This is a genomic window from Nocardia sp. NPDC050406 (assembly GCF_044459025.1).
GTDB lineage: Bacteria > Actinomycetota > Actinomycetes > Mycobacteriales > Mycobacteriaceae > Nocardia.
In genome coordinates, this window is the sequence record NZ_JBITIM010000005.1 from 1 (window position 1) to 24923 (window position 24923).

General features: G+C 67.2%; 22 protein-coding genes. 11 read left to right on the plus strand and 11 right to left on the minus strand.

Translation table 11 applies throughout. From position 1 onward, the window contains the following. The 6 genes from ACIBH2_RS31830 to dnaE form a co-directional block, all read right to left on the minus strand. The coding region (locus ACIBH2_RS31830; protein WP_397124330.1) for a DUF222 domain-containing protein at nt 1–542 on the minus strand (542 nt) is incomplete at its 3' end. Between the two features lie 90 nt (nt 543–632). Then, nucleotides 633–1499 carry an SGNH/GDSL hydrolase family protein gene (locus tag ACIBH2_RS31835; protein WP_397124332.1) on the minus strand — a complete coding sequence of 289 codons (867 nt, stop codon included), beginning with the start codon at nt 1497–1499 and terminating at the stop codon, nt 633–635. A gap of 17 nt (nt 1500–1516) precedes the next feature. Next, nucleotides 1517–3496, minus strand: coding sequence for an MFS transporter (locus tag ACIBH2_RS31840; protein ID WP_397124334.1), 1980 nt, complete (start codon nt 3494–3496; stop codon nt 1517–1519). A 131-nt stretch (nt 3497–3627) separates the two neighbouring features. Beyond that, nucleotides 3628–5082, minus strand: coding sequence for an FAD-binding protein (locus ACIBH2_RS31845; protein ID WP_397124336.1), 1455 nt, complete (start codon nt 5080–5082; stop codon nt 3628–3630). Further along, nucleotides 5082–5579 carry a VOC family protein gene (locus ACIBH2_RS31850; RefSeq protein WP_397124338.1) on the minus strand — a complete coding sequence of 166 codons (498 nt, stop codon included), beginning with the start codon at nt 5577–5579 and terminating at the stop codon, nt 5082–5084. The genes ACIBH2_RS31845 and ACIBH2_RS31850 overlap by 1 nt, the downstream gene beginning before the upstream one ends. A gap of 44 nt (nt 5580–5623) precedes the next feature. Then, nucleotides 5624–9154, minus strand: a complete 3531-nt coding sequence (gene dnaE / locus ACIBH2_RS31855; RefSeq protein ID WP_397124340.1) for a DNA polymerase III subunit alpha — start codon at nt 9152–9154, stop codon at nt 5624–5626. An 83-nt stretch (nt 9155–9237) separates the two neighbouring features. Between dnaE and ACIBH2_RS31860 the strand changes: the two genes are divergently transcribed. Continuing rightward, nucleotides 9238–10218: a LysR family transcriptional regulator gene (locus tag ACIBH2_RS31860; RefSeq protein WP_397124342.1), complete on the plus strand. Its 981-nt coding sequence runs from the start codon at nt 9238–9240 to the stop codon at nt 10216–10218. 4 nt (nt 10219–10222) lie between these two features. Here the strand turns inward: ACIBH2_RS31860 and ACIBH2_RS31865 are convergent, their stop codons facing one another. Beyond that, nucleotides 10223–11722: a hypothetical protein gene (locus ACIBH2_RS31865; RefSeq protein ID WP_397124344.1), complete on the minus strand. Its 1500-nt coding sequence runs from the start codon at nt 11720–11722 to the stop codon at nt 10223–10225. Nucleotides 11723–11901: 179 nt separating this feature from the next. Then, nucleotides 11902–12522, minus strand: coding sequence for a LysE/ArgO family amino acid transporter (locus tag ACIBH2_RS31870; protein WP_397124346.1), 621 nt, complete (start codon nt 12520–12522; stop codon nt 11902–11904). Nucleotides 12523–12594: 72 nt separating this feature from the next. Between ACIBH2_RS31870 and ACIBH2_RS31875 the strand changes: the two genes are divergently transcribed. The 6 genes from ACIBH2_RS31875 (at nt 12595) to ACIBH2_RS31900 (ending at nt 17364) form a co-directional block, all read left to right on the plus strand. Further along, the gene (locus tag ACIBH2_RS31875; RefSeq protein ID WP_397124348.1) at nt 12595–13488 is read left to right on the plus strand and encodes a LysR family transcriptional regulator ArgP; all 894 of its coding nucleotides are present in this window, start codon (nt 12595–12597) and stop codon (nt 13486–13488) included. A gap of 37 nt (nt 13489–13525) precedes the next feature. Continuing rightward, nucleotides 13526–14683, plus strand: a complete 1158-nt coding sequence (locus ACIBH2_RS31880; RefSeq protein ID WP_397124350.1) for an AI-2E family transporter — start codon at nt 13526–13528, stop codon at nt 14681–14683. A gap of 101 nt (nt 14684–14784) precedes the next feature. Continuing rightward, nucleotides 14785–15870, plus strand: a complete 1086-nt coding sequence (locus tag ACIBH2_RS31885) for an S-(hydroxymethyl)mycothiol dehydrogenase (RefSeq protein WP_397124352.1) — start codon at nt 14785–14787, stop codon at nt 15868–15870. Further along, entirely contained in the window at nt 15870–16496 is a 627-nt protein-coding gene (locus ACIBH2_RS31890; RefSeq protein ID WP_397124354.1) for an MBL fold metallo-hydrolase, read from the plus strand. The genes ACIBH2_RS31885 and ACIBH2_RS31890 overlap by 1 nt, the downstream gene beginning before the upstream one ends. A gap of 43 nt (nt 16497–16539) precedes the next feature. Beyond that, nucleotides 16540–16824, plus strand: coding sequence for a helix-turn-helix domain-containing protein (locus ACIBH2_RS31895; protein ID WP_397124356.1), 285 nt, complete (start codon nt 16540–16542; stop codon nt 16822–16824). Nucleotides 16825–16920: 96 nt separating this feature from the next. Continuing rightward, nucleotides 16921–17364 (plus strand): hypothetical protein, encoded by a 444-nt coding sequence (locus ACIBH2_RS31900; RefSeq protein ID WP_397124358.1) that lies wholly within the window; start codon nt 16921–16923, stop codon nt 17362–17364. 6 nt (nt 17365–17370) lie between these two features. Here ACIBH2_RS31900 and ACIBH2_RS31905 read toward each other — a convergent pair whose 3' ends face one another. After that, nucleotides 17371–18462 (minus strand): glutamate--cysteine ligase, encoded by a 1092-nt coding sequence (locus ACIBH2_RS31905; protein WP_397124360.1) that lies wholly within the window; start codon nt 18460–18462, stop codon nt 17371–17373. Nucleotides 18463–18681: 219 nt separating this feature from the next. Between ACIBH2_RS31905 and ACIBH2_RS31910 the strand changes: the two genes are divergently transcribed. Next, the gene (locus ACIBH2_RS31910; protein ID WP_397124362.1) at nt 18682–20988 is read left to right on the plus strand and encodes an MMPL family transporter; all 2307 of its coding nucleotides are present in this window, start codon (nt 18682–18684) and stop codon (nt 20986–20988) included. A 21-nt stretch (nt 20989–21009) separates the two neighbouring features. On the opposite strand, the gene ACIBH2_RS31915 is transcribed toward ACIBH2_RS31910, so the two are convergent. Further along, on the minus strand, nt 21010–22107 hold the full coding sequence (locus ACIBH2_RS31915) for an esterase-like activity of phytase family protein (RefSeq protein ID WP_397124364.1): 1098 nt from the start codon (nt 22105–22107) through the stop codon (nt 21010–21012). Between the two features lie 54 nt (nt 22108–22161). On the opposite strand from ACIBH2_RS31915, the gene ACIBH2_RS31920 reads away from it, so the two are divergent. Continuing rightward, on the plus strand, nt 22162–22497 hold the full coding sequence (locus ACIBH2_RS31920) for a TfoX/Sxy family protein (RefSeq protein WP_397124366.1): 336 nt from the start codon (nt 22162–22164) through the stop codon (nt 22495–22497). 14 nt (nt 22498–22511) lie between these two features. Here the strand turns inward: ACIBH2_RS31920 and ACIBH2_RS31925 are convergent, their stop codons facing one another. Beyond that, nucleotides 22512–23117, minus strand: a complete 606-nt coding sequence (locus tag ACIBH2_RS31925; protein WP_397124367.1) for a TetR/AcrR family transcriptional regulator — start codon at nt 23115–23117, stop codon at nt 22512–22514. Nucleotides 23118–23508: 391 nt separating this feature from the next. Here ACIBH2_RS31925 and ACIBH2_RS31930 point away from each other — a divergent pair, with 391 nt between their 5' ends. Further along, on the plus strand, nt 23509–24021 hold the full coding sequence (locus tag ACIBH2_RS31930; protein ID WP_397124369.1) for a L,D-transpeptidase: 513 nt from the start codon (nt 23509–23511) through the stop codon (nt 24019–24021). Nucleotides 24022–24137: 116 nt separating this feature from the next. Beyond that, entirely contained in the window at nt 24138–24920 is a 783-nt protein-coding gene (locus ACIBH2_RS31935) for a Mut7-C RNAse domain-containing protein (protein WP_397124370.1), read from the plus strand. Nucleotides 24921–24923 lie beyond the last annotated feature (3 nt).

Consider the following 24923-nt stretch of genomic DNA (forward strand, 5'->3'; position numbering starts at 1 on the left):
GCGCCGACCTTCTTGAGCCCGTCGGGCGTGCACACGCGCGCCGCCTCGACGAGGCGTTCTTCGGCCTCGGTCCGCGACTGCTGTTCGACACTGCTCGGGATGCGGTCCATCACCGAGATGATCACGCGCACATGGTCGGCCGACACCTCACCCGCGGCCTGCGCGGCCGCGGTCAACGGCAGCGCGGGCGGCAGGTACCCGTTCGGGCTGAACCGGCGGTCGTCGAGGTGCTCGGCCGCGTTGGCGCGCGCGGCCGCGTCACCCTTGGACAGATTGAGGGTTTCGACGAGGAAACTACGCACCCCGGCAGTAGGGCTGAACCCGTACCGCTGGGCGAGACCGCGGTCGGCGACCGCTTGCGCGAAGCGGTGTTGCATCACAGCGACTTTGCGCGCGAAGCACTCGAATTCACGCATGTGGTCGATGAACTCGTCATCGGACAAAGATGTGCATGAATTGTCGAGCAGGGAATCGAGAAGGACGTCGAGGTTCGCCAATGTGGCGACCACGCCGTTCTCGATGATTTCCCCACCCGAAGTCATGCATCGATTTTATCGCGAAATGCGTTGCCCCAGTGCAGGAAATATATCTGATATTCGGATCTTCAAATTTGTTCAGGCCGAACTTCTGAGTCAATCGCGTAGTAGTTTCAGCACCAAATCGGCGAGTCCCCGCGCACCCAATTTGTTGGTCTGGAAAGGCAGCGTCGGCTCGGTTGTGGTCAAGGATTCGACCCAGCGGGCGTCATGGGTCTGGCAGAAGTCGTGGCCGGGGATGTCGTAGGTGTTGATGCCGATGGCGTCTACGCGGGCGGCCTCCTCCACCAAGATGGTGCTGAGGCCGCGTAGTGCGCGGTGGAGGTAGGGGACGTCGGCGCGGGCCATGCCGTGCCAGTAGCCGCACTGCTCGGTGGTGGGTGGGAGCCAGGCGGGGTAGCCGAGTGCGATGATGGTCGCGTGTGGTGCTCGTGACCGAATGCCTTGTAGCGCAGCGGCTACGGCGGCTCGGACTTCGGTGTCGATGCGGGTGGCGAGGGTGTCCACGCCGGTGCTGGTGAACTGCTGTTCGCAGGGGTTGCCGATGGGCGGGGTGAGGCGCATCTCCAGCAGCGACGGGGCCAGACACGGTCCGAGGGTGCGAAGTGGGTCCAGGTCGTAGAGGCCGATGGTCACCGTCACCAGGTCGGTTTCGGTGGACAGCCCGTCGAATTGTGGTGGGTTGTTGCCGATTCCGAGCGGCTGGGCGGTTCCCAGGTGCGCGGTCGACGCTCCCGTGCAGGTGTTGTCGACGAAGGTGGTGGGTCCGAGTGCGGCGGCGATATGGCTGGGATAGTTCTGCCGCGAGCGCAGGCAGCCGAGCGGGCCGGTGATATCGGTGAAGTCTCCACCGGCCGCGATCGAATCCCCAAGGGCCACATACTGTCCGATGACCGGACGGGCGTGCGCCGGAGCGCTCGCGAGCGCCAGCGCCACCACGGCCGCCGCCAACAGTGTCCGCATCCGGACCCCACCTCTCGCTACAGTTTCTCCACCGGTACCCCGTGCGCCAGTTGCTGGAGCTCTTGTTCGACCAGCTGTTCGTGTGCTTCGGCCTCCTCGGCGGCCTTCTTCGTGCTCCAGTGCCCGGACATGATGAAGACGAACGGGATGAAGATCACCTGGGCTGCGAGGCAGATCCACCACCAACGCTCCCACTGCTGCGCCGAATCCTTCTGCGCCTGTTGCACATCGGTTCCGTGGGCCGCGAGATAGTCGCGGTCCTCGGCCGGGATGGCCGCGACGGCTTGCAGTTTCGCGCTGGCCGCCGTCAGCTGCGGGGCGACGCGGTTGGCGACGGCCAGATCGGCGGTTGGCACCTGTTGTGCCGCAATCAGTCTGGCGGTGGCCTGATCGGGCGGGATATTGAACTTCCGCGCGATCTGGCCGACCGCCGACGCGGCCGCCGCCTGGTCGTTGGGGTTGACGAAAATGGCGGTGAGCGTGGGGGTGTCGACCGCTTGCAGGGTGGCGAGTTCCTGGGAATACCGCGCGTTGAGGGCGAGGGTGGTCTCGATTTCCTTGGGGTCGCCCTTGGTGAGCTTGGTCAGGGCGTCCACCTGCGCGGCGGTGTCGTTCGGATTCTTGCCGAGCGCTTCCAGGGTTTCGGGGCCGACGGTTTGGATGGTGGCTATCTCGGCGCTGTACTCGTGTTGGATCTCTTGCAGTTTCGGGCCGTAGTTCACCAGGGTGCCCGCGGCGGTCACCACCCACAGCAGACCGAACAGGACGAAGGTGACCACGGTCCGCAGAATGCCGCCCCACACCGCCAGGCCCACCGCCGTCGCGGCGGGGTTGACCCGTTCCACCGTTTCGGTGAAACTCGCCATCCACGTCGAGTAGGCGATACCGGTGCCGATGGCGATGACCACCATGACCAGCGCGAAGGTGTAGTAGTCGGTATCGGCCTGGTCGGTGAGCTGGATGAACATGAACAAACCGACGATGCTGACCACCGCGCCCACGACCATGAAGGGTTTTCGCACCTTCATCTGATCGGAGATGATGCCGGTGCCCACCAGCGCCACCGCGCTCGCGATCCAATACCAGTTGCCCAGTGCGTTGGCCTTGGCCGGGGAGAACCCGAAGTTCGTCGCCATGTACACCGGCAGGAATGAGATGATGGTGTAGAAGAACGCCAGGAACAGCGAGATGGCCAGGGCCGAGCCGAGGATGTCCAGGCGCATCATCTGTTTCCACTGATGCCGTTCCAGCGCTTCCACATTCAGCCCGCGCGCCCGCGCCTCGACGAGCGCTTTGTCGCGCATGGTGACCATGATCTGGTCGCGGATGGCGGGGCTCAGCTCGCGCAGTCCGAAGAGCCCGATCACCGAGATGACCACGCAGATCACACCGCACAGCCGGTAGTGGTACTGCCAATCCGGATGCTCGTCCAGGGTCAGGGTGGAGATCTCGGTGGTTACCAGCGCACCGATCACCGGGCCCAGGGTCCAGAAACCCATCGCCGAGGCTCGACCCAATTGGGGGGAGAAATCGCGCACGATGGCGGGGGTGGCCACCAGCACCGCGCCCTCGACAATGCTGATGAGGCAGTACACGACTAGGAACGATTCCTTGGTCGTGGTGGCGGGTTGGGCGAACAGGGTCAGCAGTGAACAGATGACCGCGCCCCAGGCGACGATATTGGCCCGGCCCCAGCGGTCCAGGAGTCCGGCCGCCACCGACGCGGCCGCGCCGAAAGCCGCTCCGATGATGAAGATTCCGACGAAGTACCGGAAGGTCAGGTCGAAATCGGCGATGAGCGCATTGCCGACGGCTCCGGCCACGAACAGCTGGTAGTACAGCGCTACCGAGACGACGACCACGACGCCCAGGTACCAGTAGCGCGGTCCGGTATCGGGGTAGTGCGGGATTTTGCGTCGCCATAATCCGGTGACCAGGGTGGGCGCTGCCGCGACGGGCTGGGAAGGGGGAACGGCTGTGGGGGTCGTACTACTCATGACCGAGACACCTTTCTGGCCACGGCAATTCGTGGTGCTGAACAGGGTACGACCACCGGGTGATCCACATCACTGTTCCGCCGAATGAAGACCAATCGGTTGCATGGCGGAACGGTCGGTACCGCGCGGCGTTACGCCCGAGCGACCGCGTGGCGTCCGGCGCGGCGACCGAAGAAGGAGCCTTCGCCGAGTTGGGTGCCGCTGGCGTAGCCCTTGCCGTCCTGGGCGATATTGGCCGCGCAGGCTCCGGCGGCGTAGAGCCCGGGTACGGGTGTGCCATTGTCCCGCAACACTTCCGCGTCGACGGAGGTGCGCAGGCCGCCGAGGGTGAATCCGGCGTAGAGGGCGGTGCCGAGGGTGAGGTCGAAGGCGGCCCACGGCCCGGTGTCCTGTGGTTCCAGCCATTCGGCGGCCTTGTGGAAGTCGGGGTCTTCGCCGCGGGCGGCGTGGGTGTTGTACCGCTCCAGGGTGGTTCGCAAGGCCGCTTCGGGAATGTTCAGTGCGGCAGCCATTTCCGCGATGGTCTCCCAGCCGTCGATGAACGGGACGAGCGGGATGGCCGGGCGCTCCATGTGTTCGGAGTCGACGATGAGGTACGCGACCGCACCGGGCTGTTCCAGCGCGTACGCGGAGGTGCGCGCGTGGTAGGAGTCTTCGGCGACGAATCGTCGGCCCTCACGGTTCACGATGATGCCGGTGAGCAGGCGCGCGGGTGGATAGACCGGTGCGGTGATGAAGGCCTGGTCCATGTGCTTTGCTTGCGCCCCCGCCGAGAGTCCCAGGCGTATGCCGAGGCCGTCGTCGTGGGTGGTGCCGAGCACGAAGGGTTTCGCCGCCAGCTGGGGGACGTATTCGGCGACCATGTCGGCGTTCATGACGAAGCCGCCGGTCGCCAGGACGACCGAACGCGCACGCAGAGCGCCGGTGTCGCGGCCGTGCTTCCAGCGCACCCCGACCACCCGGCCGTCGGCGTCGGCGATCAGGTTGGTCACGCCGGTCTCGTAGCGCACGGTGACGCCGAGTTCGGCCGCGCGTCGCACCAGCTTCTCGATGACCAGCGCGGCACCCTGGGTGTCTCCCGGCACCGGCACCTTGTGTCCGCGCGGCGCGGGTGTGGCCTTCTCGCGGTATGGCCACACCTTCTCGTTGCCGGTGTACATGAGCCCCTCGGTACCGGGCTGGATGACCGCCTTCTCCGGGTAGTAGCTGCGTTCGAACTCGAATCCGAGGCCTTCCAGCCACTCGAAATGCTCGACGCTGCCCGCGCAGTAGGCGTGGATCTTCTCCGGTTCCGGATCGCGCGCCACGGCCGTGAGGTATTTGGCCATCTCCTCGGGCGAATCCTCGTGGCCGGTGGCCCGCTGCACCGCCGTGCCGCCGCCGAGGTAGAAATGCCCGCCCGCCAAAGCCGTTGTGCCACCGGCCACTCCGCCGCGCTCCAGGACGAGCACGCGGGCTCCGGCGGCAGCCGCTTCGACCGCCGCGCAGCCGCCCGCGATGCCGAATCCGGCGACGACCACATCGAATTCGTCGGACCATTCGGCTACGGACGCTGCCTCGATCAGCTCGGGAATCTCGGTGGTCATCACGCGTCCTCGGCGAGCTGCTGGAAGAACTTGCGCATATTCGGCCCGATCTCGGCGAGCTCGACGTAGGGGACGCCGTGGGCCGCGCCGTCGAGGTACGCGAATCGCATCTCGCCGCCGCTCATCTCACCCTGCTGTACGACGGGCAGACCTCCGGCGGCGGCGGTGGCGAGTGCGGCATCGAAATCGGCGGGCTCCACACAGATGTGGTGCAGCCCGGGCCCGCCGCGTTCCAGGAATTCGGTGTAGATCGACTTCCCGCGCACCGGCTGGATCAGTTCGAGCTGCATTTCCCCGCGGTAGCCCAGGGAGATGTGCGCGCTGAAATCCGCGGGCTCGCCGCGATAGGTGCAGGTGTCCGGGCCGAAGGGCACCTCGGGGATCCGCGTCCACTTCCGAATCCCGAAGCAGGTTTCGAAGAATCGCTCGGTCGCCGCCACATCGGCCACCACCCACGCGATCTGGGTGATCGGCCCGTCCACGGTTGTCGCATCCATCTGCGCAGTCAAGCAGATCCTTCCCGACCGGACGGCCGCTTTGCTCACTGACCGAGGCAGCCCTGCCCGAACAGCGCCTTCAGCTCGCCCATCAGCGCGGCGGAGGGCGTGACTCGGTAGCGGGGGTCGATGGCGAGCAGGCGCGGTCCGGCCTTGCCGAGCAGACAGATGCGCACCTCGGTGGGACCGGGATGGCGTTGCAGGGTCTCGCGAAGGGTGCGCACGTTCACCGGGGTGCAGGCGTGCACACCGATGCTGACCGTGACCGGTGCGCTGGTTCCGGCGAGGTCGGGCACGGTCACCCGACTGCCCAGCAGCGACATCCGGCCTTCGCGCACACTGACGTTCGCGGTGATCAGCACGATGGCGTCCTCGGTGAGCGCGGCGGCCGCGCCGGTGTAGGCGGCGGGGAAGAACAGGATCTCGATACTCGCGTCCAGATCCTCCAGGCGCACGATCGCCCACGGCGCCCCCTTCTTCGTCACCCGGCGATCGACGCCCGCCACGATGCCGCCGACGACCACCTGGCGGCCGTGTGGCACAGCCGATTCCGTGAGCGCCGCGATAGGGGTGTCGCAGCGCGCCGCGAGCGCCGATGCGACGCCGTCCAGGGGATGCCCGGACACATACAGCCCCAACATTTCTCGTTCCAGGCTCAGCCGCTGTCTCGTATCCCATTCCTGATCGGGTACCGGTATCTCGAAGACGGCCGCCGCCCCGGGTCCGGCGGCGTCACCGGCGAACAGGTCGAATTGTCCACGCGCGGTGGCCTTCTTGGTGGTGAGCACGGCGTCGATGGCGTCGCCGTGTACGAGGTGCAGTCCACGGCGGGGATGCCCGAGCGAGTCGAAAGCTCCTGCCTTGATGAGTGATTCGACGACCTTCTTGGTGCAGGCGACGGTGTCCACCTTGGCCAGGTAGTCGGAGAAGCTGGTGAACGCCGCGTCCGCCCGTGCCCGCGTGATGGCCTCGACGACCGGTTCGCCGATATTGCGCACCGCGCCGAGGCCGAAGCGAATATCGGGTCCGACACAGGAGAAGTCGGCCCCGGATTCGTTGACATCCGGTGGCAGCACCCGGATTCCGCGTTTGCGGCAGTCGGCCAGATAGGTCGCGGATTTGTCCTTGTCGTCGCCGACCGAGGTGAGCAGCGCGGCCATGAACTCCGCCGGGTAGTTCGCCTTGAGGTAGGCGGTCCAGTACATGACCAGGCTGTAGCCCGCCGCATGGGACTTGTTGTAGGCGTAGCCCGCGAACGGCAGCACCGCCTCCCACAGCGCCGTGATGGCCGCATCGCTGTATCCGTTGTCCAGCATGCCTTTTCGGAAGTTCTCGAACTCCATGGCGAGCACTTCGGGTTTCTTCTTGCCCATGGCCCGCCGCAGCAGATCGGCTTGGCCGAGGGAGTATCCGGCCACCCGCTGCGCGATCTGCATGATCTGTTCCTGGTAGACGATGAGCGCGTAGGTTTCGGCGAGTACGTCGCGCAGCGGTTCGTCGAGTTCGGGGTGAATGGGTGTGACGGCTTCGCGCCCGTTCTTGCGATCGGCGTAGGCCCAGTGCGCGCCGACACCCATCGGGCCGGGTCGATAGAGGGCGTTGGAGGCCACCAAATCGTTGAACTCGGTGGGCGCCATGCGCAGCAGCAGTTCCCGCATGCCCGCCGAATCCATTTGGAAGACACCGAGATTGTCGCCGCGCGCCAACATGGCGTAGGTGGCGGCGTCGTCGAGGGCGAGGGTGTCGAGGTCGATCTCGATACCGCGGTTGGCCCGGATGGTGTCCAGGCAGTCCCCGATGACCGTGAGGGTGCGCAGCCCGAGGAAGTCCATTTTGAGCAGGCCTATGGCCTCGCACGACGGATAGTCCCAGCCGGTGATGACGGCCCCGTCCTGCGGCCGCCGCCACAGCGGAACCACATCGAGCAGCGGCTCGCTGGAGAGAATGACGGCACACGCGTGCACGCCCGCACCGCGCACCATGCCCTCCAGGCCCACCGCGGTGTCGTAGATCAGGCGCGCGTCGGCGTCGGCGGCGAGCAGTGCCCGCACCTCCGTCGCCTCGCCGTAGCGCTCGTGCGCGGGATCGGTAATGCCCGCCACGGAAATGTCTTTCGCACCGACCGCGGGCGGCAGCGCCTTGGTCAAGCGGTCGGCGATGGCGAATCCCGGTTGGCCGAAATGCACCCGGGCGGCATCCTTGATGGCGGCCTTGGTCTTCAAGGTGCCGAAGGTGATGACCTGCGCCACCCGGTCCACACCCCACCGCTCGGTGGCGTAGCGGATCACCTCGCCGCGCCGCCGGTCGTCGAAGTCGATATCGATATCCGGAGCGGAGGGCCGTTCCGGGTTCAAGAATCGTTCGAAGAGCAGGCCGTGCTCGATCGGATCGATATTGGTGATCGCCAACGCGTACGCGACCAGCGACCCCGCCGCCGACCCGCGCCCCGGCCCCACCCGGATGCCGACCTCGCGCGCATGCGCCACCAGGTCGCCGACCACGAGGAAGTACGCGGGAAACCCTTTGTCGCGAATGATGTCGAGTTCGAACGCGGCGCGACGGCGGTACTCCTCGGGGACTCCGTCCGGGAATCGCCAGCGCAGTCCCGCCTCGACTTCGTGCCGCAGCCAGGTGTCCTCGGTGTGGCCGTCGGGCACCGGGAACACCGGCATCCGGTCGCGGAATTCCCACACCTCGTCGTAGGGTTCGATGCGCTCCGCGACCGCGAGGGTGGCATCGCACGCGCCCGGCACCTCGTCGTCCCACAGGGCACGCATCTCGGCCGCCGACTTCAGGTAGTAGCCGTCGCCGTCGAACCGGAACCGATTCGGATCGGTGAGCACCTTGCCGGTCTGTACGCACAGCATGGCCTCGTGCGCGGCGGCCTGTTGGCGCAGGACGTAGTGACAGTCGTTGGTGGCCAAGGGCGTCAGGCCCACCTTCGCGCCGACGGCCAGCAGATCCTGGCGGACTCGGCGCTCGATGGTTAGCCCGTGGTCCATGACCTCGAGGAAGAAGTTCTCGGGTCCGAAGATATCGCGCCAGCGCGCGGCCGCCGCACAGGCCGCGTCGAATTGCCCGAGCCGCAAACGGGTTTGCACCTCGCCGGACGGGCAGCCGGTGGTGGCGATAATCCCCTCCGCGTGCGCGGCGATGAGGTCGGCGTCCATGCGCGGCCACTTGCCCAATTGGCCCTCGAACGACGCCAGGCTCGACAGCCGGAACAGATTGCGCAGGCCGACGGCATCGCGGGCGACCATGGTCATGTGCAGGTAGGCCCCCGAACCCGACACGTCATCGGACTTCTGCGCCGGATCGCCCCACCGCACCCGCTTGCTCGAAAACCGTGACTCCGGAGCGATATACGCCTCGATACCGATCACCGGCTTGACGCCGTGGCGCTGGGATTGCCGGAAGAACTCGGCCGCACCGTACATATTGCCGTGATCGGTCATACCCACCGCGGGCATGCCGAGCCGTTCGGCTTCGGCGAACAGCGCATCCGTCTTGGCCAGGCCGTCGAGCATGGAGTACTCGGTGTGGTTGTGCAGATGTACGAAGGACGCCTCGGTCATCGGCTCATCCGAACAGCTGGGTGCCGCTACGGTCGAACAAAGGACACGCGGGGCCGCACAACCATTCGTTGTAGGGTGAGGTGGTGTCCGATCTCGACCTCGCGACCGTGCGCGCCTTCGTCGCCGCCGTCGACGAGCGCCAGTTCAGCCATGCCGCCGATGTGCTCGGCCTCAGCCAGCAGGCGGTGTCGAAACGCATCGCGCGGCTCGAGAATCACCTGGGCACAGCGCTTTTCGAGCGCATACCCACCGGAATCACCCCGACGGCGGCTGGGATGCGGCTGCTGCCGCACGCCCGGTCGCTGCTGGCGCTCGCCGATGAGGCGGTGGCGGCGGTCCGCGACAATCCCGGACCGTTGCGCGTCGCGGTCCTCGGGGAACGGCAGGCCGCCATGCGGCAGCTGCGGTTCTACCTCGAACACCACCCCGCCGACACCGAGATCGTGCTGTCCAACGCCTTCGTCACCTCACGCGACGCCCTGCTCAACGGCCGCGCCGATGCCGCCTTCGCCCGAGCGCACGGCGGCCCGCGCCCGCTGCCCCGCCATATCGACGCCGTCCCAGCGTATTTGGAGCCCATGCACCTGCTCGTGGGCCGCCAGCACCCGCTCGCCGGACGCGCGGCGGTGACGCTGCGCGAGCTGCGGGAGTTCACGGTGTGGGTGCCCGGTGCCGCGCTGCCGTCGGAATGGTCCGACTACTACCGGGATCTGACCGCCGCCACCGGTGTCCCCGTCGACACCAGCAAACGTCCGGAGGTCTTCGGCACCACCGACGCCGGTCCCGGCCCGGCCCCGATCGAGCTCCTCCTGGACCACATCGCGGCCTCGGCGACGCTGGCGACCTTCAGCGGCGACGGCTTCCTGGCTCCGTGGCACCCGCACATTCGGCGGGTGTCGATCGTCGAGCCCACCCCGGCCTATCCCCATGCGCTGCTGTGGGATACGAGCAACACCCATCCGGGGCTGGCCGATCTGATCGGTCACTTCCGCGACACCTACAACCGCGATCTGGCCGCCGAGTGCTGGATCCCGGAGGCCGACCGCGCGCTGTTCGCGGCCTGAACCCTCAGCGGTGGCGGCGGAAGTACACGATGTGATCGCCGAAGTCGGTGAGCGGACCGGTCTCGGCGGCCTGGCGAATACCGCTGGCGGGCAGGCGCGTGAGTTTGGCGAACATGGGGGTGTTGCCGAACGCCGCGCGCACCTGCGTCTCCGAGGCGTAGTCCGCGCCGAATTCGGCCAGCACACTGAAATTCAGTGGGGCGAGCGGTGTGTCGAGGGAACTCGACCCGGCCGGACGCCCCTGGGCCGCGTACTGGGTGGCCGCGCCGTCCTCGTACCAGCACAGCTCGTAGGCCAGCTTCTCGGTGGTGGTGACGCTCACCACCGGCCAGTGCTTCGAGAGCTTCAGCGCCAGTGGATGTTTGCCCACCGGTGCGACCTCCCACTTCAGGCTCTTCACCGAAATCCAGTGCTCGGAGGTGCGTTCCAGCAACACCACATCGTCGCCGAGAGTCTCCTCCGGATTGGGCTGCGGCTGCGGAATGCTCCAATGCTGTTGGTCCACACCGAGAAACGCGGTGGAGTCCACCACCTGCGCGCCATCGGCGGTGTAGGCGGCCAGCACCGCCGCGCGCACCTGTTCGAGCGCGTCGCTGTCGGAGCAGCGCACACTGAGCGCGCCGAAGGAGGTGGCGATCTCGGTGGGCTTGGACGGCAGATCCGGAAGCGCGCCCGCCGGAAGGGGTTTGAGCCCCACCAGCGCGAGCTTCCAATTGATCTCCTCGATGGTGGCCAGGTCGCCCGAGGTCTGGTACAGGATCTGCTGCTGGGTGAGGTAACCCGCGCGGTCCAGGGTGAGCGCGTCCAATTTGGTCAGCGCGGTGAGCGTCTTGCTGGTGAAGCCCAGATCCTCGATGCGGGTCTCGCGCAATTGCGTGGTCATCGCCGGGGTGGTGACCGCGGTGTACAGCTCCCGGTACATGGCCAGCGCCGGTTTGCGCTGCCGCCCGACCATGAAGGTGCGCAACAGCATATCCAGGCTCGCGATATAGCGTCCGGCCGTCTCCGGGTCGTTCGCGAACAGCGCGGCGCGAATGCGCACCGCGTCCGAGCTCGCGGCCACCGCGGTGTCGGGATCGAGGCGGCACAGCCACACCCCGCACTTGGACAGCGAGTCCGCGCAGGCCGCCGCGGCGTTCGGATAGGTCTGCGCCACATAGCGATACGCGTTGCAGGCCTCGCGAATGGTGTGCGTGGCCAGCTGCCGGTGCCCGATGGTGCGCGCCGCGTGCTCGAACAGCCGCAGCGCGTCCTGCACCTGTCCGGCGAATTTGGCGTCGACCCGCCCGGCGGTGAGCCAGCGCAGCCGAATGTGCACGGCCTCCTGCGCCGGTTCCAGCGCACCGGGTGATCGGTCTCGCACCGAGCTGTCGTTCTTGGTGGCGATCAGCGCGCTGGCGAGTTCGCACAGCGAGTCCGCCAGCCGCAGTTCGGTTTCGGCCGATCGGTCCGCGGCCGCCCGCCGATCGTCGGCCACCTGACGCTCGACGGCGCTCAGATCCATCGCGATCCCAACTCCCGCATCACCTCCGTGCTCGGTCGAATGCACGACCTCGCACGCACTCCCGGGCCGAGTCTGCCACAGTTTCGGTCGCGACAGCATCGGACCGGGTCAATCACCCGTCAATATCCAGCATCTCGCCAGCGACCATATGTCCGGATCGCGGTCGGCGGCCCGTGTCGCTAGAGGAACAGCAGCCCGCCCGCCAAGGTCAGCATGATCACCGCGATCACCGAATCCAGTACGCGCCAAGCGCTTTTGCGGGCGAACAGCGGGGCCAGATAGCGCGCACCGAAGCCGAGTGCGAAGAACCACACCATGCTGCCGAGCATGGCTCCCGCCGCGAGGAACCATCGATCCGGCGTGGCGAAGGTGCTGGCGTAGGAACCGAGCAGCACCACGGTGTCGAGATAGGCGTGCGGGTTGAGCCAGGTGACCGCGAGACAGGTCGCCACCGTCGCGCCGAGCGCCATGGACGCGCCGTGCGATTCACCCGTGAGCGCGCCGCCGGAGAGCGCGCGCTTCGCGGCCAGCACCGCGTAGCCGATGAGGAAGGCCGCACCCGCGTAGCGCAGCACGGTCATGACGGTCGGCGCGGACTGCACCAGCGCGCCCACGCCGCCGATCCCCATGCCGATGAGCGCCACATCCGAGAGCGCGCACACCGACACCACGGCCAGCACATGCTCGCGTCGAATTCCCTGGCGGAGCACGAAGGCGTTCTGCGCGCCGATGGCGACGATCAGGGACAACCCGAAACCCATACCGGAGAGCGCGGCCACGGCCGCCGACGAAGCATTCACGACTTCGACGGTAAGCGGCCAGCAATCTACAGACCAGCTAAAGATTCTGCGGCACCATTATGATTTCTTAACATGGACCTGCAACTGGACCAGCTGCGCGCGCTCGACGCCGCCGTCACCGAGGGCACCTTCGAGGCCGCCGCGCGCCGACTGCACGTGACGGCCTCGGCGGTCAGCCAGCGCATCAAAGCCCTGGAGGACGCGGCGGGCCGCATTCTGCTGCAGCGCACGAAACCGGTGCAGCCCACCGAATCCGGGCTGGCCGTGCTGCGCCTGGCTCGCCAGACCGCGCTGCTCATCGGTGATACCGCCCGCGAACTCGGCGAGGCCACCGACACCGAGCAACCCGCGAATCCCTTGCGCATTCCTATCGCCGTCAACGCCGATTCGCTCGCGACCTGGGTGCTGCCCGCGTTGGCGCGGCTCGGCCCCGGCATCTGCTTCGAGATCCACCGCGAGGACGAGGAACACACCACGCGGCTGCTGCGCGACGGCACCGTCATGGCCGCCATCACCGCCACCTCGACCCCGGTGCAGGGCTGTACGGTCCGGCCGTTGGGGGCCATGCGCTATCGGCCCACCGCCAGTCCGGAATTCGTGCGCACCTGGTTCGCCGACGGACCCACCGCCAAGGCGTTCGCGGTCGCGCCGGTGGTGCAGTTCGACCGCAACGACGACCTCCAGTACAAGCTCATCCGCCGCCACAGCCGCAAACCCCTGGACCCGCCCTGCCACTACATTCCCTCGTCCACCAGCTTCGGCGAGGCGATCACGCTCGGCCTCGGCTGGGGCATGATGCCCGATATCCAGGCCGCCGAGGATCTGGCGGCGGGGCGCATGGTGGCCTTCGACCCGCGCGGGGTCATCGATGTGCCGCTGTACTGGCAGCAGTGGCGGCTGGACTCCCCCACGCTGCGCGCGATCGCCGACACGATCGCCGAAGCCGCGGCGGTGGCGTTGCGGTGACGCGAGATCGGACCGGTCTCGTGCCAGACTCGACGGCATGAGCGAGCCTGCCCTCGATCCCGGTACCGACGACAAGCCCACACCCCCGCCCCGCGACCGCGGCGAGGTGATCGGCGGCGGACTGTTGTGGCTGGCCAAGTGGTCGCTGTGCCTGGTCGCCATCGCGGCGGGCGCGTGGGTGCTCGGCTGGATCGTGGCCCGACTGTGGGTGGCCATCCTGCCCGTCGCGCTGGCCATCGTCATCGCCACCGTGCTCTGGCCGCCGACGCGGTGGCTCGCCCAGCGCGGACTGCCACCCGCCGCCGCGGCCTCCGCGACCGTGGTCGGATTTCTCGGCATACTGATCGGAATCATCGCGCTCATCGTGCCGTCGGTGGTCGATCAGTCCCCGGCCCTGGCCGATCAGGCCTCCGAAGGCGTGAACCGGGTGCGCCAATGGTTGCAGGGCCCGCCGCTGAATGTGCGTGACGAACAATTGAATTCGGCCGTGGACGCCATTGTCAAACGCCTGCAATCCAGCGGTGAGCGTATTGCGACGGGTGTATTCAGCGGCGTCAGCACCGCCACCTCCGCCATTGTCACGCTGTTCCTGGTGCTGGTGCTGGTGTTCTTCTTCGTCAAGGACGGGCCGAAACTGCTGCCGTGGCTGCACGGCGTCATCGGCAATCGCAGCGGCCGCCATATCGAAGAGGTGCTCAATCGGGTGTGGATCACCCTGGGCGGATTCATTCGCACCCAGGCGCTGGTCAGTCTGATCGACGCGGTGCTCATCGGCGCGGGCCTGGTGATTCTGGGAATTCCGCTGGCCATGGTGCTGACCGTGCTCACCTTTCTCGGCGGATTCATCCCGATCGTCGGCGCGTTCGTGGCGGGCGCGCTGGCGGTGCTGGTGGCCCTGGTCGCCAAGGGCGTGCCCACGGCGCTCATCGTGCTGGCCATCATCATCGTGGTGCAGCAGCTGGAAGGCAATGTGCTGCAACCGGTTCTGCAAAGTCGCAGTATGCGGATGCACGCCGTCGTAGTCTTGCTGGCCATCACCGTCGGTGGCTCGCTGTGGGGAATTATCGGCGCGTTCCTGGCGGTGCCGGTGGCGGCCGTGGCCACGGTCGTGCTGCGCTATGTGCGCGAGCAGATCGACGCCGCCACGAATCCGCCCGAACCCGAGCCGAAGGACGAAATCACGGACGCGGCATGACAATTCGTGCCGGATGACCCGTCGCGACCGGCGATGGCGTCGCTACGACTCATGCGGATGTGCGAAAGTGTGAGTCGTATTCGCGAAAGGAAGGCAAACACGTGCCCCAGACTGTGCGCGGCGTGATCGCACGCTCGAAGAACGCCCCGGTGGAAGTCACCGAGATCGTCATTCCCGATCCCGGACCGGGCGAAGCGGTCGTGCGCGTGCAGGCGTGCGGGGTGTGCCACACCGATCTGCACTACCGCGAGGGCGGCATCAACGACGAATTCCCGTTCCTGCTCGGCCACGAGGCCGCGGGCATCGTGGAATCGGTCGGCGAGGGCGTCACCGATGTGGAGCCCGGCGATTTCGTGATCCTGAATTGGCGCGCGGTCTGCGGATCGTGTCGGGCCTGCCGCAAAGGCAAGCCGTGGTACTGCTTCTCGACCTTCAACGCGGCGCAGCCCATGACACTCACCGACGGCACCGCGTTGACGCCCGCGCTGGGTATCGGCGCGTTCGCGGAGAAGACCCTCGTGCACGCCGGGCAGTGCACCAAGGTGGATCCGACCGCCTCCCCCGCGGCCGCGGGCCTGCTCGGCTGCGGTGTGATGGCCGGTCTCGGCGCGGCCGTGAACACCGGTGCGGTGAGCCGAGGCGACAGCGTGGCCGTGATCGGCTGCGGCGGTGTCGGCAGCGCCGCCGTGGCGGGCGCGCGGCTGGCCGGTGCCACCACCATCATCGCCGTCGATCTCGACGAGCGGAAACTGGAGTGGGCCACCGGATTCGGGGCCACCCACACCGTGAACGCGTCCAAAGAGGATGCGGTGGAACGGATTCAGGAACTCACCGACGGGTTCGGCGCGGATGTGGTGATCGACGCGGTGGGGCGGCCGGAGACCTGGAAGCAGGCGTTCTACGCGCGTGATCTGGCGGGCACCGTGGTGCTGGTCGGCGTGCCCACTCCCGACATGACCCTCGATATGCCGCTCATCGACTTCTTCTCCCGTGGCGGATCGCTGAAGTCGTCGTGGTACGGCGACTGCCTGCCCTCGCGTGATTTCCCGTACCTGATCGAGCTGTACAAACAGGGCCGGTTCGATTTGGAAGCCTTTGTCTCCGAGACGATTCCGCTCGACGCCGTGGAGGCGGCCTTCACCAAGATGCACCACGGCGAGGTCTTGAGATCGGTGGTGGTGCTCTAGTGGCCCGCGTCGACCACACCGTCACCTCCGGCACCTTCAGCCTGGACGGGCAGACCTTCGATGTCGACAACAATGTGTGGGTCGTCGGCGACGACTCCGAATGCGTCGTCATCGACGCCCCGCACGATGTGTCGGCCATTCTGAAGCTGGTGGGCGACCGGCGCGTCACCGCCATCCTGGCCACCCACGCGCACGACGATCACATTCGGGTCGCTCCCGAATTGTCCAGGGAGACAGGCGCTCCCGTGCTGCTGCACCCGGACGATCTGGTGCTGTGGCGACTCACCCACCCCGACCGACTGCCCGATGCCGAGCTCAGCGACGGGCAGGTCATCGAGGTGGCGGGCACCTCGCTGCGGGTCATGCACACGCCCGGCCACGCGCCGGGCGCGTGCTGTTTCCACGCCCCCGATCTGGGGGCGGTCTTCACCGGCGACACTCTGTTCCACGGCGGCCCGGGCGCGACCGGTCGCTCGTACTCCGATTTCGGCACGATCGTCACCTCGATCGCCGACCGCCTCTTCACACTGCCCGGCACCACCGTCGTACACACCGGCCATGGGGAGGACACCAGTATCGGCGCGGAGGCGCCGCATCTGAAGGAATGGCTTCGTCGAGGACACTGAAATCGCCTGTGCGCGATACCTGATCAGGGATACCGTTGAAGATATGATCGAAGGCACCGAGCTACTCGGCTCACCGGCCGAGCTCACCAATGACGCGACGCTGCGGCGCATGTCGACCGATCGCCGCCGCCTGCTCATGGACCTGGTGGCGCAGCGCCGAACGGCGGGCCTGTCGCAAACCGAGATAGCCGCCCGCATGCACACCTCACAATCGGCGGTGGCCCGCCTCGAGGCCGGACAGGTCGACGTACGCATCTCCACCCTGGAGCGCTACGCCGCCGCCATCGGCAGCCGCATCACCTGGCAGCTCGGCCCCGGAGAAAGCTGACAGCACAGCGGTTTTCGTGGCTTGCGGTGGCGCCCCCGGGTGGACATGTGTTTGAATACCGCGTCACATATGCGCTACCGGGGGGATCACCGCAGCTTGTCCACGTTCGAAACACGCCCTGACGCCGAACCTTTCGCCGAACCCAACGGTGTCTACTGCCAGTACTGCGGGTCCACTCCGGCGGTGGATGTCACCTTTCGCGCGCACCGCGGACTGGTGTTCATGATGCAATTCCGCAAAGTGCCCGGGCCGTTCTGCCGCGACTGCGGGCTGGCCACCTTCCGGTCGATGACGGGTGACAGCCTGTGGCAGGGCTGGTGGGGATTCGCCTCCCTGTTCATCAATCCCATCACCATCGCGATCAATCTCTTCGCGCGCCAACGCGTCGTGAATTTGCCGCCGCCGATTCCGGGCGCGCCGTACCAGCCCGCCGATCCCGGCCGCCCGCTGCACCAACGCCCGCAGATTCTCGGCGCACTGTTCTTCATCCCGGTCCTGGTGCTGCTGTTCACCATCGTCTCGGGCATGGTCGGCTCGTAGCGGCGCTCACTGCAATGTCGCCTCGGCGAGCTCCTCGACCACATCGCCGAGTTCGCCGCGGGCGCGAAAAGCGTTGAGCTGGCGGCGCGCGCCGTTGCCGCGGGCCATGAGGGTGGCGATGGCGTCGTCGACGAAGGCGCGGTCGCCCAACTCCTCCAGGGCGGGTGCGACGCGCTCGATGAGGGTGCCGAGCAGGTCGCGGGAGGGGATCAGTTGTCCGTCGACCGGATTGACGCCGTCGCCGTCGATGCCGAGCCGCGCGGCCTTCCAGTACGCCGCGCGCAGGACGTCGTCCGCGATCACCGGGGCCTGCCGTCCGGCCGCGAGATCCTTGCGCGCCGTCATGACCGTGGCCCGCACCAAGGCGGCCAGGAGAGCCGATTCCTCCACGGTGGCGGGCACATCACTGACCCGGATCTCCACGGTCGGGAAGGTCACCGAGGGCCGCACATCCCAATACACCATCTTGCGGTCCAGGATCACGCCGAGCGAGAGCATCATCTCCACGGCCGCGTCGTATTCGTGGACCGAGGAGAAGTGCGGGGGCGGACCGGCACTGGGCCAGCGCCGCCACAGCACGCTGCGCCAACTGGCGTAGCCGGTCTCGATGCCGTGGTAGATGGAGGAATTCGCGGTCAACGCCAGATACAGCGGCAGCCAGGGTCGCAGGAAATTGCTGACCTGCAGCGCCGCCTCGCGGTCGGGAACGGCGACATGGACGTGGCAGCCGCACAGCCCCTGCTCGTGCGCCAGAATGCCGAAGTCCTCGGCAATGCGCCGGTAGCGCGGCGTACTGGTGACCGGCAGATCATCCGACGGCGTCGGCGGTATGCCCGCCGCCAGTAACAGGGCGTCGTTCTTCTCCGCGCACGCCGCCACCCCTCGGCGCAATTCCCGCAACTCGGTCAGTAGGCCGGTGGTGGTGGAGTGCACGCGGGTACTGGTCTCCACCTGACAGCGGGTGAATTCCAATTGCAGGTCTATTCCCGAATCCGCGGCGGTGCGGGCGACATCCACATTCTTGCCGACCGGCGTGCCCGTTCGCGGATCCACGAGGAGGAATTCTTCTTCGACGCCGACTGTCGGTGGGGCTTCCACAGCTACCGAGTACCCCCTGATCGTGTTCTACGACATCTCGATCTCGTAGAACTCCAGACCCGATCCAGCATGACCCGTGGAATCACAACCCACAAGGAACGACCGGTCGGAAGGTAACGGTCGGGGCACAAACTTGATCTTGTAGCAATTACCCAGCACACTCGAGAGATTGGGCAATGCAGACCGAACGGCTCGACCAGCGAACGCTAGGAGTAGCTCGTGTCCGTCTATCTGTACCGGTGGGGCAAATTCGCGTATCGGCGCAAGTGGGTGGTCCTCCCCGTCTGGTTGATTCTGTTCCTGCTGCTCGGCGGCCTCAGCGCCCAAGTCAAAGAGCCGATGAGCAATTCCTTCGACATTCCGAACCTGCCGTCGGAGCGCGCGAACGCCATCCTGGACAAGCACTTTCCGGGCATGTCGCAGGAATTCCAGTTCGACGCGGTCACCGGCACGTATGTGATCGGCGCACCGGAAGGCCAGAAGCTCACCGACCCCGCCAACCGCGCGGCCATCGAGGGTTTGGTCGGGCAGCTCGAGGGCCTGGGCATCGTCGATCACAGCAAACCGCTGGTCGATCCGATCACCCTGGCCGAGCAGATGAACTGCCTCGACGGCGACCGCACCTCGACCGAGTTCGTGTCCCGATGCAGCAACGCCCCGCTCAATGTGCTGAATCCGAGCGATCCGGATTCGGTCGCGGTGCTGACGGTGCCCTTCGCCATCAAGGATTTCACCGCGATCACCGCCGAGGATCGCGCGGCCGCCTACGACGTCGCCGACGGTGCGCGCGCGGCGGGGCTGACGGTGGAGATGTCGGGCAGTATTGCCATGGAGCAGCAGCAGCCCAGCGGCAAGTCCGAGATGATCGGCATGGGCTTCGCCTTCCTGGTCATGATCATCTCGTTCGGCGCGATCGTCGCCGCGTTCGTGCCGATCATCACCGCCATCGTGGGATTGGGCGCGGCCACCTCGTTCATCTTCCTCGGCACCGCGGTGACCGATGTTCCCAGCTTCACCACATTCCTGGCGTCGATGATCGGTATCGCGCTCTCCATCGACTACGCGCTGTTCATCGTGTCCCGGTACAAACATGAACTGGCGGTGCAGGATTCGCCGGAGGAGGCGGCCGGTGTCGCCCTGGGCACCGCCGGTTCGGCGGTCGTCTTCGCCGGGTCGACGGTGATCATCGCGCTGGTCGGATTGAGCATCGTCGGCGTGCGGTTCCTGACGTTCATGGGTTTGGGCGGTGCGGTCGCGGCGGCGTTCGCGGTGCTGGTCGCGCTCACGCTCATGCCCGCGCTGCTGGGCGCGTTCGGGCGGGTGCTGTTCAAGCCGAAGCTGCCGCTCATCGCGCAGCACGATCCGGAGGACGACAGCCAGTCGAGTCTGGGTATGCGCGTGGGGCAGCTGATCGGCAAGGCTCCGGCGGTGACGCTGATCCTCAGTGTGCTGGTGCTCGGTGCGCTGGCGATTCCGGCGGTCGGCATCAATCTCGGGCTGCCCGGTGAGGACAGCTTCCCCAAGACCTCCACGGTCCGAAAGGCATACGAATTGCGCACCGAGGGCTTCGGCGCCGGTAGCAATGGCGTGCTTCAGGTGGCGGTCGATCTGGACGATGTCGCGGCGGATCAGCGCGAAGCCGCGGTGACCGCGCTGCGCGACGAGCTCGCCTCCTATCCGGATATGAACTATGTGACCGAGCCGGTGTGGAGCGAGGATCGGCAGGGCGCGCGTTTGGAGGGCGTGCCCAAGACCGGGCCCAATGACCAGGCGACCAAGGATCTGGTGCGGGATGCGCGAGATGCGGAGGGGCAGTTCCAATCTCAATACGGCATGGAGTACGGCATCACCGGAACCACCGCGATCTACGCCGATATCGACCACGTACTGCTCAACAAGATCGTGCCCTATCTGGCCATCGTGGCCGGTGCGGCCTTCCTGTTGCTGATCGCCGTATTCCGTTCCGTGCTGGTGCCTTTGACGGCGGCGCTGGGATTCCTGCTCTCCATGGCGGCCACCTTCGGCGCGACGGTGTTGATCTTCCAGGAGGGCAAGCTCGGCTTCATCGACGATCCGCAGCCGATCGTGAGCTTCCTGCCGATCATGTTGATCGGCTTGGTATTCGGTCTGGCGATGGACTATCAGGTCTTCCTGGTCAGTCGCATGCGCGAGGAGTACGTCCACGGCCGCGCGCCCAAGGAAGCCATGATCAGGGGCTATCACCACGGCGCGCGCGTGGTCACCTCGGCCGCCGTCATCATGATCTTCGTGTTCGGCTCCTTCCTGATGGAGCCCGACGCCACCGCCAAGTCCATGGGCTTCGCTCTGGCCGCCGGTGTGCTGCTCGACGCCTTCATCGTCCGCATGATCCTCATCCCCTCCCTGCTGGTGCTGATGGGTGAATCGGCCTGGTGGATTCCGAAGTGGCTCAGCAAGATCGTGCCCGATATCGATGTGGAGGGGGCACGGGTGCGCAAGCTGCAAGCGGCCGAGACGGAGGGTGAGGAGTCGATATCCGTCCGCTGACCGCTCGGGCGGTGTCGCGGGCTAGCGCACGCCGTCGAGGGCGAACAGGTGGAAGGCGGTGCGTCCGGCGCGGCCGAAGTTGTTGTCGGAGGCGATGATCAGGGTGCGGGTGCCGTCGGGGAGGGTGGGGCCGAAGGTGAGGCCCTCCGCGCACTCCGGGTCGATGCCGTTGGCGCGGAAGTCGAACAGCAGTCGCTTGGGCATGGTGCGGGCGGTCGGGGCGACGGCGGTGCCCGTCACCGGATCGGCTCCCGCCGTGGTGGTTTCGTAGAGGCGGGCGGTGAAGCCGAGGCCCGGGATCATGCCGCGTTCCAAGGACAGGTAGCGGTCTTCGTCGAGGGCGAGGATTTCGGAGACGCCCGTGGAGCCGGGTGCGGCGACCAGGGCCGCGCGGTCGACCGGGTAGAGGTACTCGCCGAGGTCGGCTCCGGTGGCAGCGTCGATGCGCACCAAGCGAGCGCGGCCCTCGTCGACGATCCCGGATTCGGGGCCGTCCTGTACGAGGGTGTTCTCGCTCATCGTGACGAGCGCGCCGCCGTCGAGGGTCATGGGCTCGAAGCCCTGGTTGTCGCGAATCCCGGCCACCAGCTGACCGGAAGCGTCGAGGCGGGGCGAGAATGCCTCGGGCAGTGGCAGATCCCGCACATACCCGCCGTCGAGCGTCGCCTGCCGCACGAACCCGGCCTGCCCGACCTTCGCCTCGCCCTCACTGGTGTAGTAGAAGCCGCGACGGTCCGGGGTCCACCGAATGGCCTCCGGGTCGGCGGTCCGCGGCGGATACAGTTCGCCTTCCGCATTGCGCAGCGCGACAACCCGTTCGAACTCCGGCGCACCCAGCCTGCCATCCGCGCCGACGGGCAGGCGCAAGGTGTACGCACGCACCGGCCCCGACTCGCCCCGGTTGTCGCTGATCGCCACATACGACCCGCTCTCCGGGTCGTAATCGATGCCCGACAGCCCGCCGATCTTCTCGCCGTCGAACTCGACATCGTCGCCGATCACCACCGAATTCACATACCGCACCCCCACCGGAGCGACCTCGGCCTGCCCCACCCCCACACAGCTACCCGCCGCGATTCCCGCCGCCGCCAACACCACCGTGGTTCTCCGCAAGCCCATCACGCGATCATGGTGCCACGCGCTATGTGTCGGTGCCCGGGTCCACAATGCGGTATGGCCTTCGACGAGATGCTCGCGGAACGAATTCGGGACGCCCTCGGCCCCGACCGCGCGGACGCGACCGAGAAGAAGATGTTCGGCGGACTCGCCTTCCTCATCAGCGGCAATATGGCCGTGGCCGCCGCCAGGGAAGGCGGGCTGCTGGCCCGAGTGGACAAGGACGATGCCCCGAACCTCTTGCGCCGCAACGCCGTAGAACCCATGGTCATGGGCGGCCGCGAAATGCACGGCTGGCTACGGGTCACCCCCGCCGCCATCGCCGACGACGCGACCCTCGAGGAATGGGTACGCCGCAGTGTGAACTTCGCCCGCACCCTGCCGCCGAAGTAGGCAGGTGCCCTCGATCAGTGGCCGGGACCGAAGAGATGGTCCAGCAGGCGATCGACGAGGGGGATGGCGAGGTCGGGGGTGCCGTAGCCGCTGGCCAGGCCCTGGGTGAGCCCGCCCATGGCCGCCACCGCCAGTTCGGCGTCGAGGGCGGGGTCCATCGACACGGTGGGGTCCAGGGCTCGGGCGCGGGTCAGTTGCTCGGCGATCATGGCCACCAGGTACTTCGGCGGGCCCATCAGCTCGTCGGTGCTCATACCCTCGCCGGTGCGGGCGGCGAGGTTGAATACGCCGAGGACGATGGTGTCGCGGCGGGAGGCTTCGTCCAAGGGGAGGAGGGCGAGGAGGATCGCGCGGAGCGTGGCCCGCGGCGAGGCGCCCTCGCCCAGTTCGGTCAGGGCGTGGGCGAAGCGTTGGCCGCTGTCCACCACGACCGCCTGGTGGGTGGCGCGGAGGAACTCCTTCTTGGTGCCGAAGTAGTACTGCACCAGGCGAACCGAGATTCCGGCTTCGGCGGCCACGGACTGGAAGGTCGCCGCCTCCAGTCCGCGGGTGGCCACCACCCGCCGTACCGCGTCGGTGATTTCGCGTCGGCGCTGTTCGTGGTCGACCAACCGGGGCACGACCGCTCCTCCCTTGTCCGTGGGGGTGTGGCGAAGGCAGTCATGGTACGCGCATACCACGCCGCACCGGGTCAGCCACCGCGCCTTGGGTTCCGGCAAATCGGACGCAAAGAACGGGCTACCGCGAGTCGAGGGTTCGGTGCGCGCCTGCCTGCTCCGGAATCAGACCAGGTGGTACCCGATATCCAGGAATTTCGGCGGCGACACGATTAGCCGACACGATTTTCGGGTACGAAATTCACGCCTACTGCGCGTTTCCACCGCAAATCCCTCGCGTCGCACGACACAATGATGCCCACACCTCCAGGTGGTCAGTGCTCGACGAGATGGTCGCATCACCCTGTTGGCGTCACCCAGGGCGGTGCGGCACGGGAGAGAGGTCGCGGACTTCATGAGCAGTAACCGCAGTATCAGTCAGGCAGCGCGATGCGCGGTGTACCTCGGCATCGTGTCGGCCGGAATCGCCATGGCGGCGCCCGCGCAGGCGGAACCGCTGTGGCCCGGTGGACCTGACGTTCCAGGCGTCCCGGCGATCGTGCAGCCGGAGCAGGCGATGACCGCGCCGTGCTCGGCGGCCGCCCGGGCGTGCTTGCAGCTGGGCACGAACGAGGCCTGGTTGATGGACAACGGCAAGGTGGTCTTCGGTCCGACGCCGATCTCGCACGGCAAGTCGGGCTACGAGACGCCGCCGGGCAGTTTCAAGGTCTTCATCAAGAAGCCGTTCCACTGGAGCACCATGCACAACGCTCCCATGCACTACGCCATGTTCTTCAACGGCGATATCGCTTTTCACGTGGGCCCGATCGAATCCAAGTCACACGGCTGCATTCGCATGACCTGGGACGGGGCGCGGGAGTTCTACAACTACCTGAACCTGGGCGACATCGTGGAGGTCGTGCCGTAACCGGTCGCCACCGAACGACGCCAGGGCGGCCCCGCGCAGCGATGCGGGGCCGCCCTTTTCGTCCGACCGTCCCTTATGCGGTGGCCTCGACCCGACCGCACTGGCATGCTGACGGCGTGGGCACCGCCGAGATCACCATCGAGTTCGCTCCCGAGCTGCGACTTTTCGTGGCGGCGGCGCGCCGTGTCGGCCCCGGCGCGGTGCGCGTCGACGGTGTCTCGACCCTGGGCCACCTGGTGGAATCGCTCGGCGTGCCGCTCACCGAGGTGGGTGCGCTGCTGGTCGACGCCCGTCCGGTCGCGCCCTCGCACATTCCCGCCGCGGGCGAGACCATCACCGTCGGCGCGGTCGCGCGGCCCCAAACCCTCCCGGACGCACCGCGATTCCTGCTCGACATCCATCTCGGCACCCTCGCGCGCCGACTGCGCCTGCTCGGTATCGACGCCGCCTACGAGAATCCGGATATCGGCGATGCCGCCCTGGCCACCCGTTCGGCCGCCGAAGCGCGCATCCTCTTGTCGCGCGACCGAGGTCTGCTGCGCCGCCGCGAAATCTACGCCGGGGCCTATATCTACAGCCATCGCCCGGCCGACCAACTCGACGACGTGCTCTCGCGCTTCGCTCCCCCGCTACGCCCCTGGACCCGCTGCACCGCGTGCAACGGCATGCTGCGCGCGGTCGACCGAGAAGCGGTGCGGCACATGGTCCCCGACGGCACCGAGCACTGCTACGACACCTTCGCCCAATGCGCCGACTGTGGGCAGGCCTATTGGAAGGGCGCGCACCACGCTCGCCTGGACGCCATCGTCATGCGAGCCCAGCAGCGCTACGGCGCCGAGGCCCTCACCACGCCCGGCGCCCCGCCGCCGGAGGGCAACGGGGCGCCGGGCGAGCCCTGAACA

What these genes read in the sequence shown, in the direction of transcription:
- ACIBH2_RS31915 (WP_397124364.1), bottom strand. Translation starts at nt 22,107, where the DNA reads ATGGGCTTGCGGAGAACCACGGTGGTGTTGGCGGCGGCGGGAATCGCG.
- ACIBH2_RS31845 (WP_397124336.1), bottom strand. Translation starts at nt 5,082, where the DNA reads ATGACCACCGAGATTCCCGAGCTGATCGAGGCAGCGTCCGTAGCCGAA.
- ACIBH2_RS31920 (WP_397124366.1), top strand. Translation starts at nt 22,162, where the DNA reads ATGGCCTTCGACGAGATGCTCGCGGAACGAATTCGGGACGCCCTCGGC.
- ACIBH2_RS31895 (WP_397124356.1), top strand. Translation starts at nt 16,540, where the DNA reads ATGATCGAAGGCACCGAGCTACTCGGCTCACCGGCCGAGCTCACCAAT.
- ACIBH2_RS31850 (WP_397124338.1), bottom strand. Translation starts at nt 5,579, where the DNA reads ATGGATGCGACAACCGTGGACGGGCCGATCACCCAGATCGCGTGGGTG.
- ACIBH2_RS31840 (WP_397124334.1), bottom strand. Translation starts at nt 3,496, where the DNA reads ATGAGTAGTACGACCCCCACAGCCGTTCCCCCTTCCCAGCCCGTCGCG.
- dnaE (WP_397124340.1), bottom strand. Translation starts at nt 9,154, where the DNA reads ATGACCGAGGCGTCCTTCGTACATCTGCACAACCACACCGAGTACTCC.
- ACIBH2_RS31930 (WP_397124369.1), top strand. Translation starts at nt 23,509, where the DNA reads ATGAGCAGTAACCGCAGTATCAGTCAGGCAGCGCGATGCGCGGTGTAC.
- ACIBH2_RS31875 (WP_397124348.1), top strand. Translation starts at nt 12,595, where the DNA reads ATGGACCTGCAACTGGACCAGCTGCGCGCGCTCGACGCCGCCGTCACC.
- ACIBH2_RS31835 (WP_397124332.1), bottom strand. Translation starts at nt 1,499, where the DNA reads ATGCGGACACTGTTGGCGGCGGCCGTGGTGGCGCTGGCGCTCGCGAGC.
- ACIBH2_RS31880 (WP_397124350.1), top strand. Translation starts at nt 13,526, where the DNA reads ATGAGCGAGCCTGCCCTCGATCCCGGTACCGACGACAAGCCCACACCC.
- ACIBH2_RS31865 (WP_397124344.1), bottom strand. Translation starts at nt 11,722, where the DNA reads ATGGATCTGAGCGCCGTCGAGCGTCAGGTGGCCGACGATCGGCGGGCG.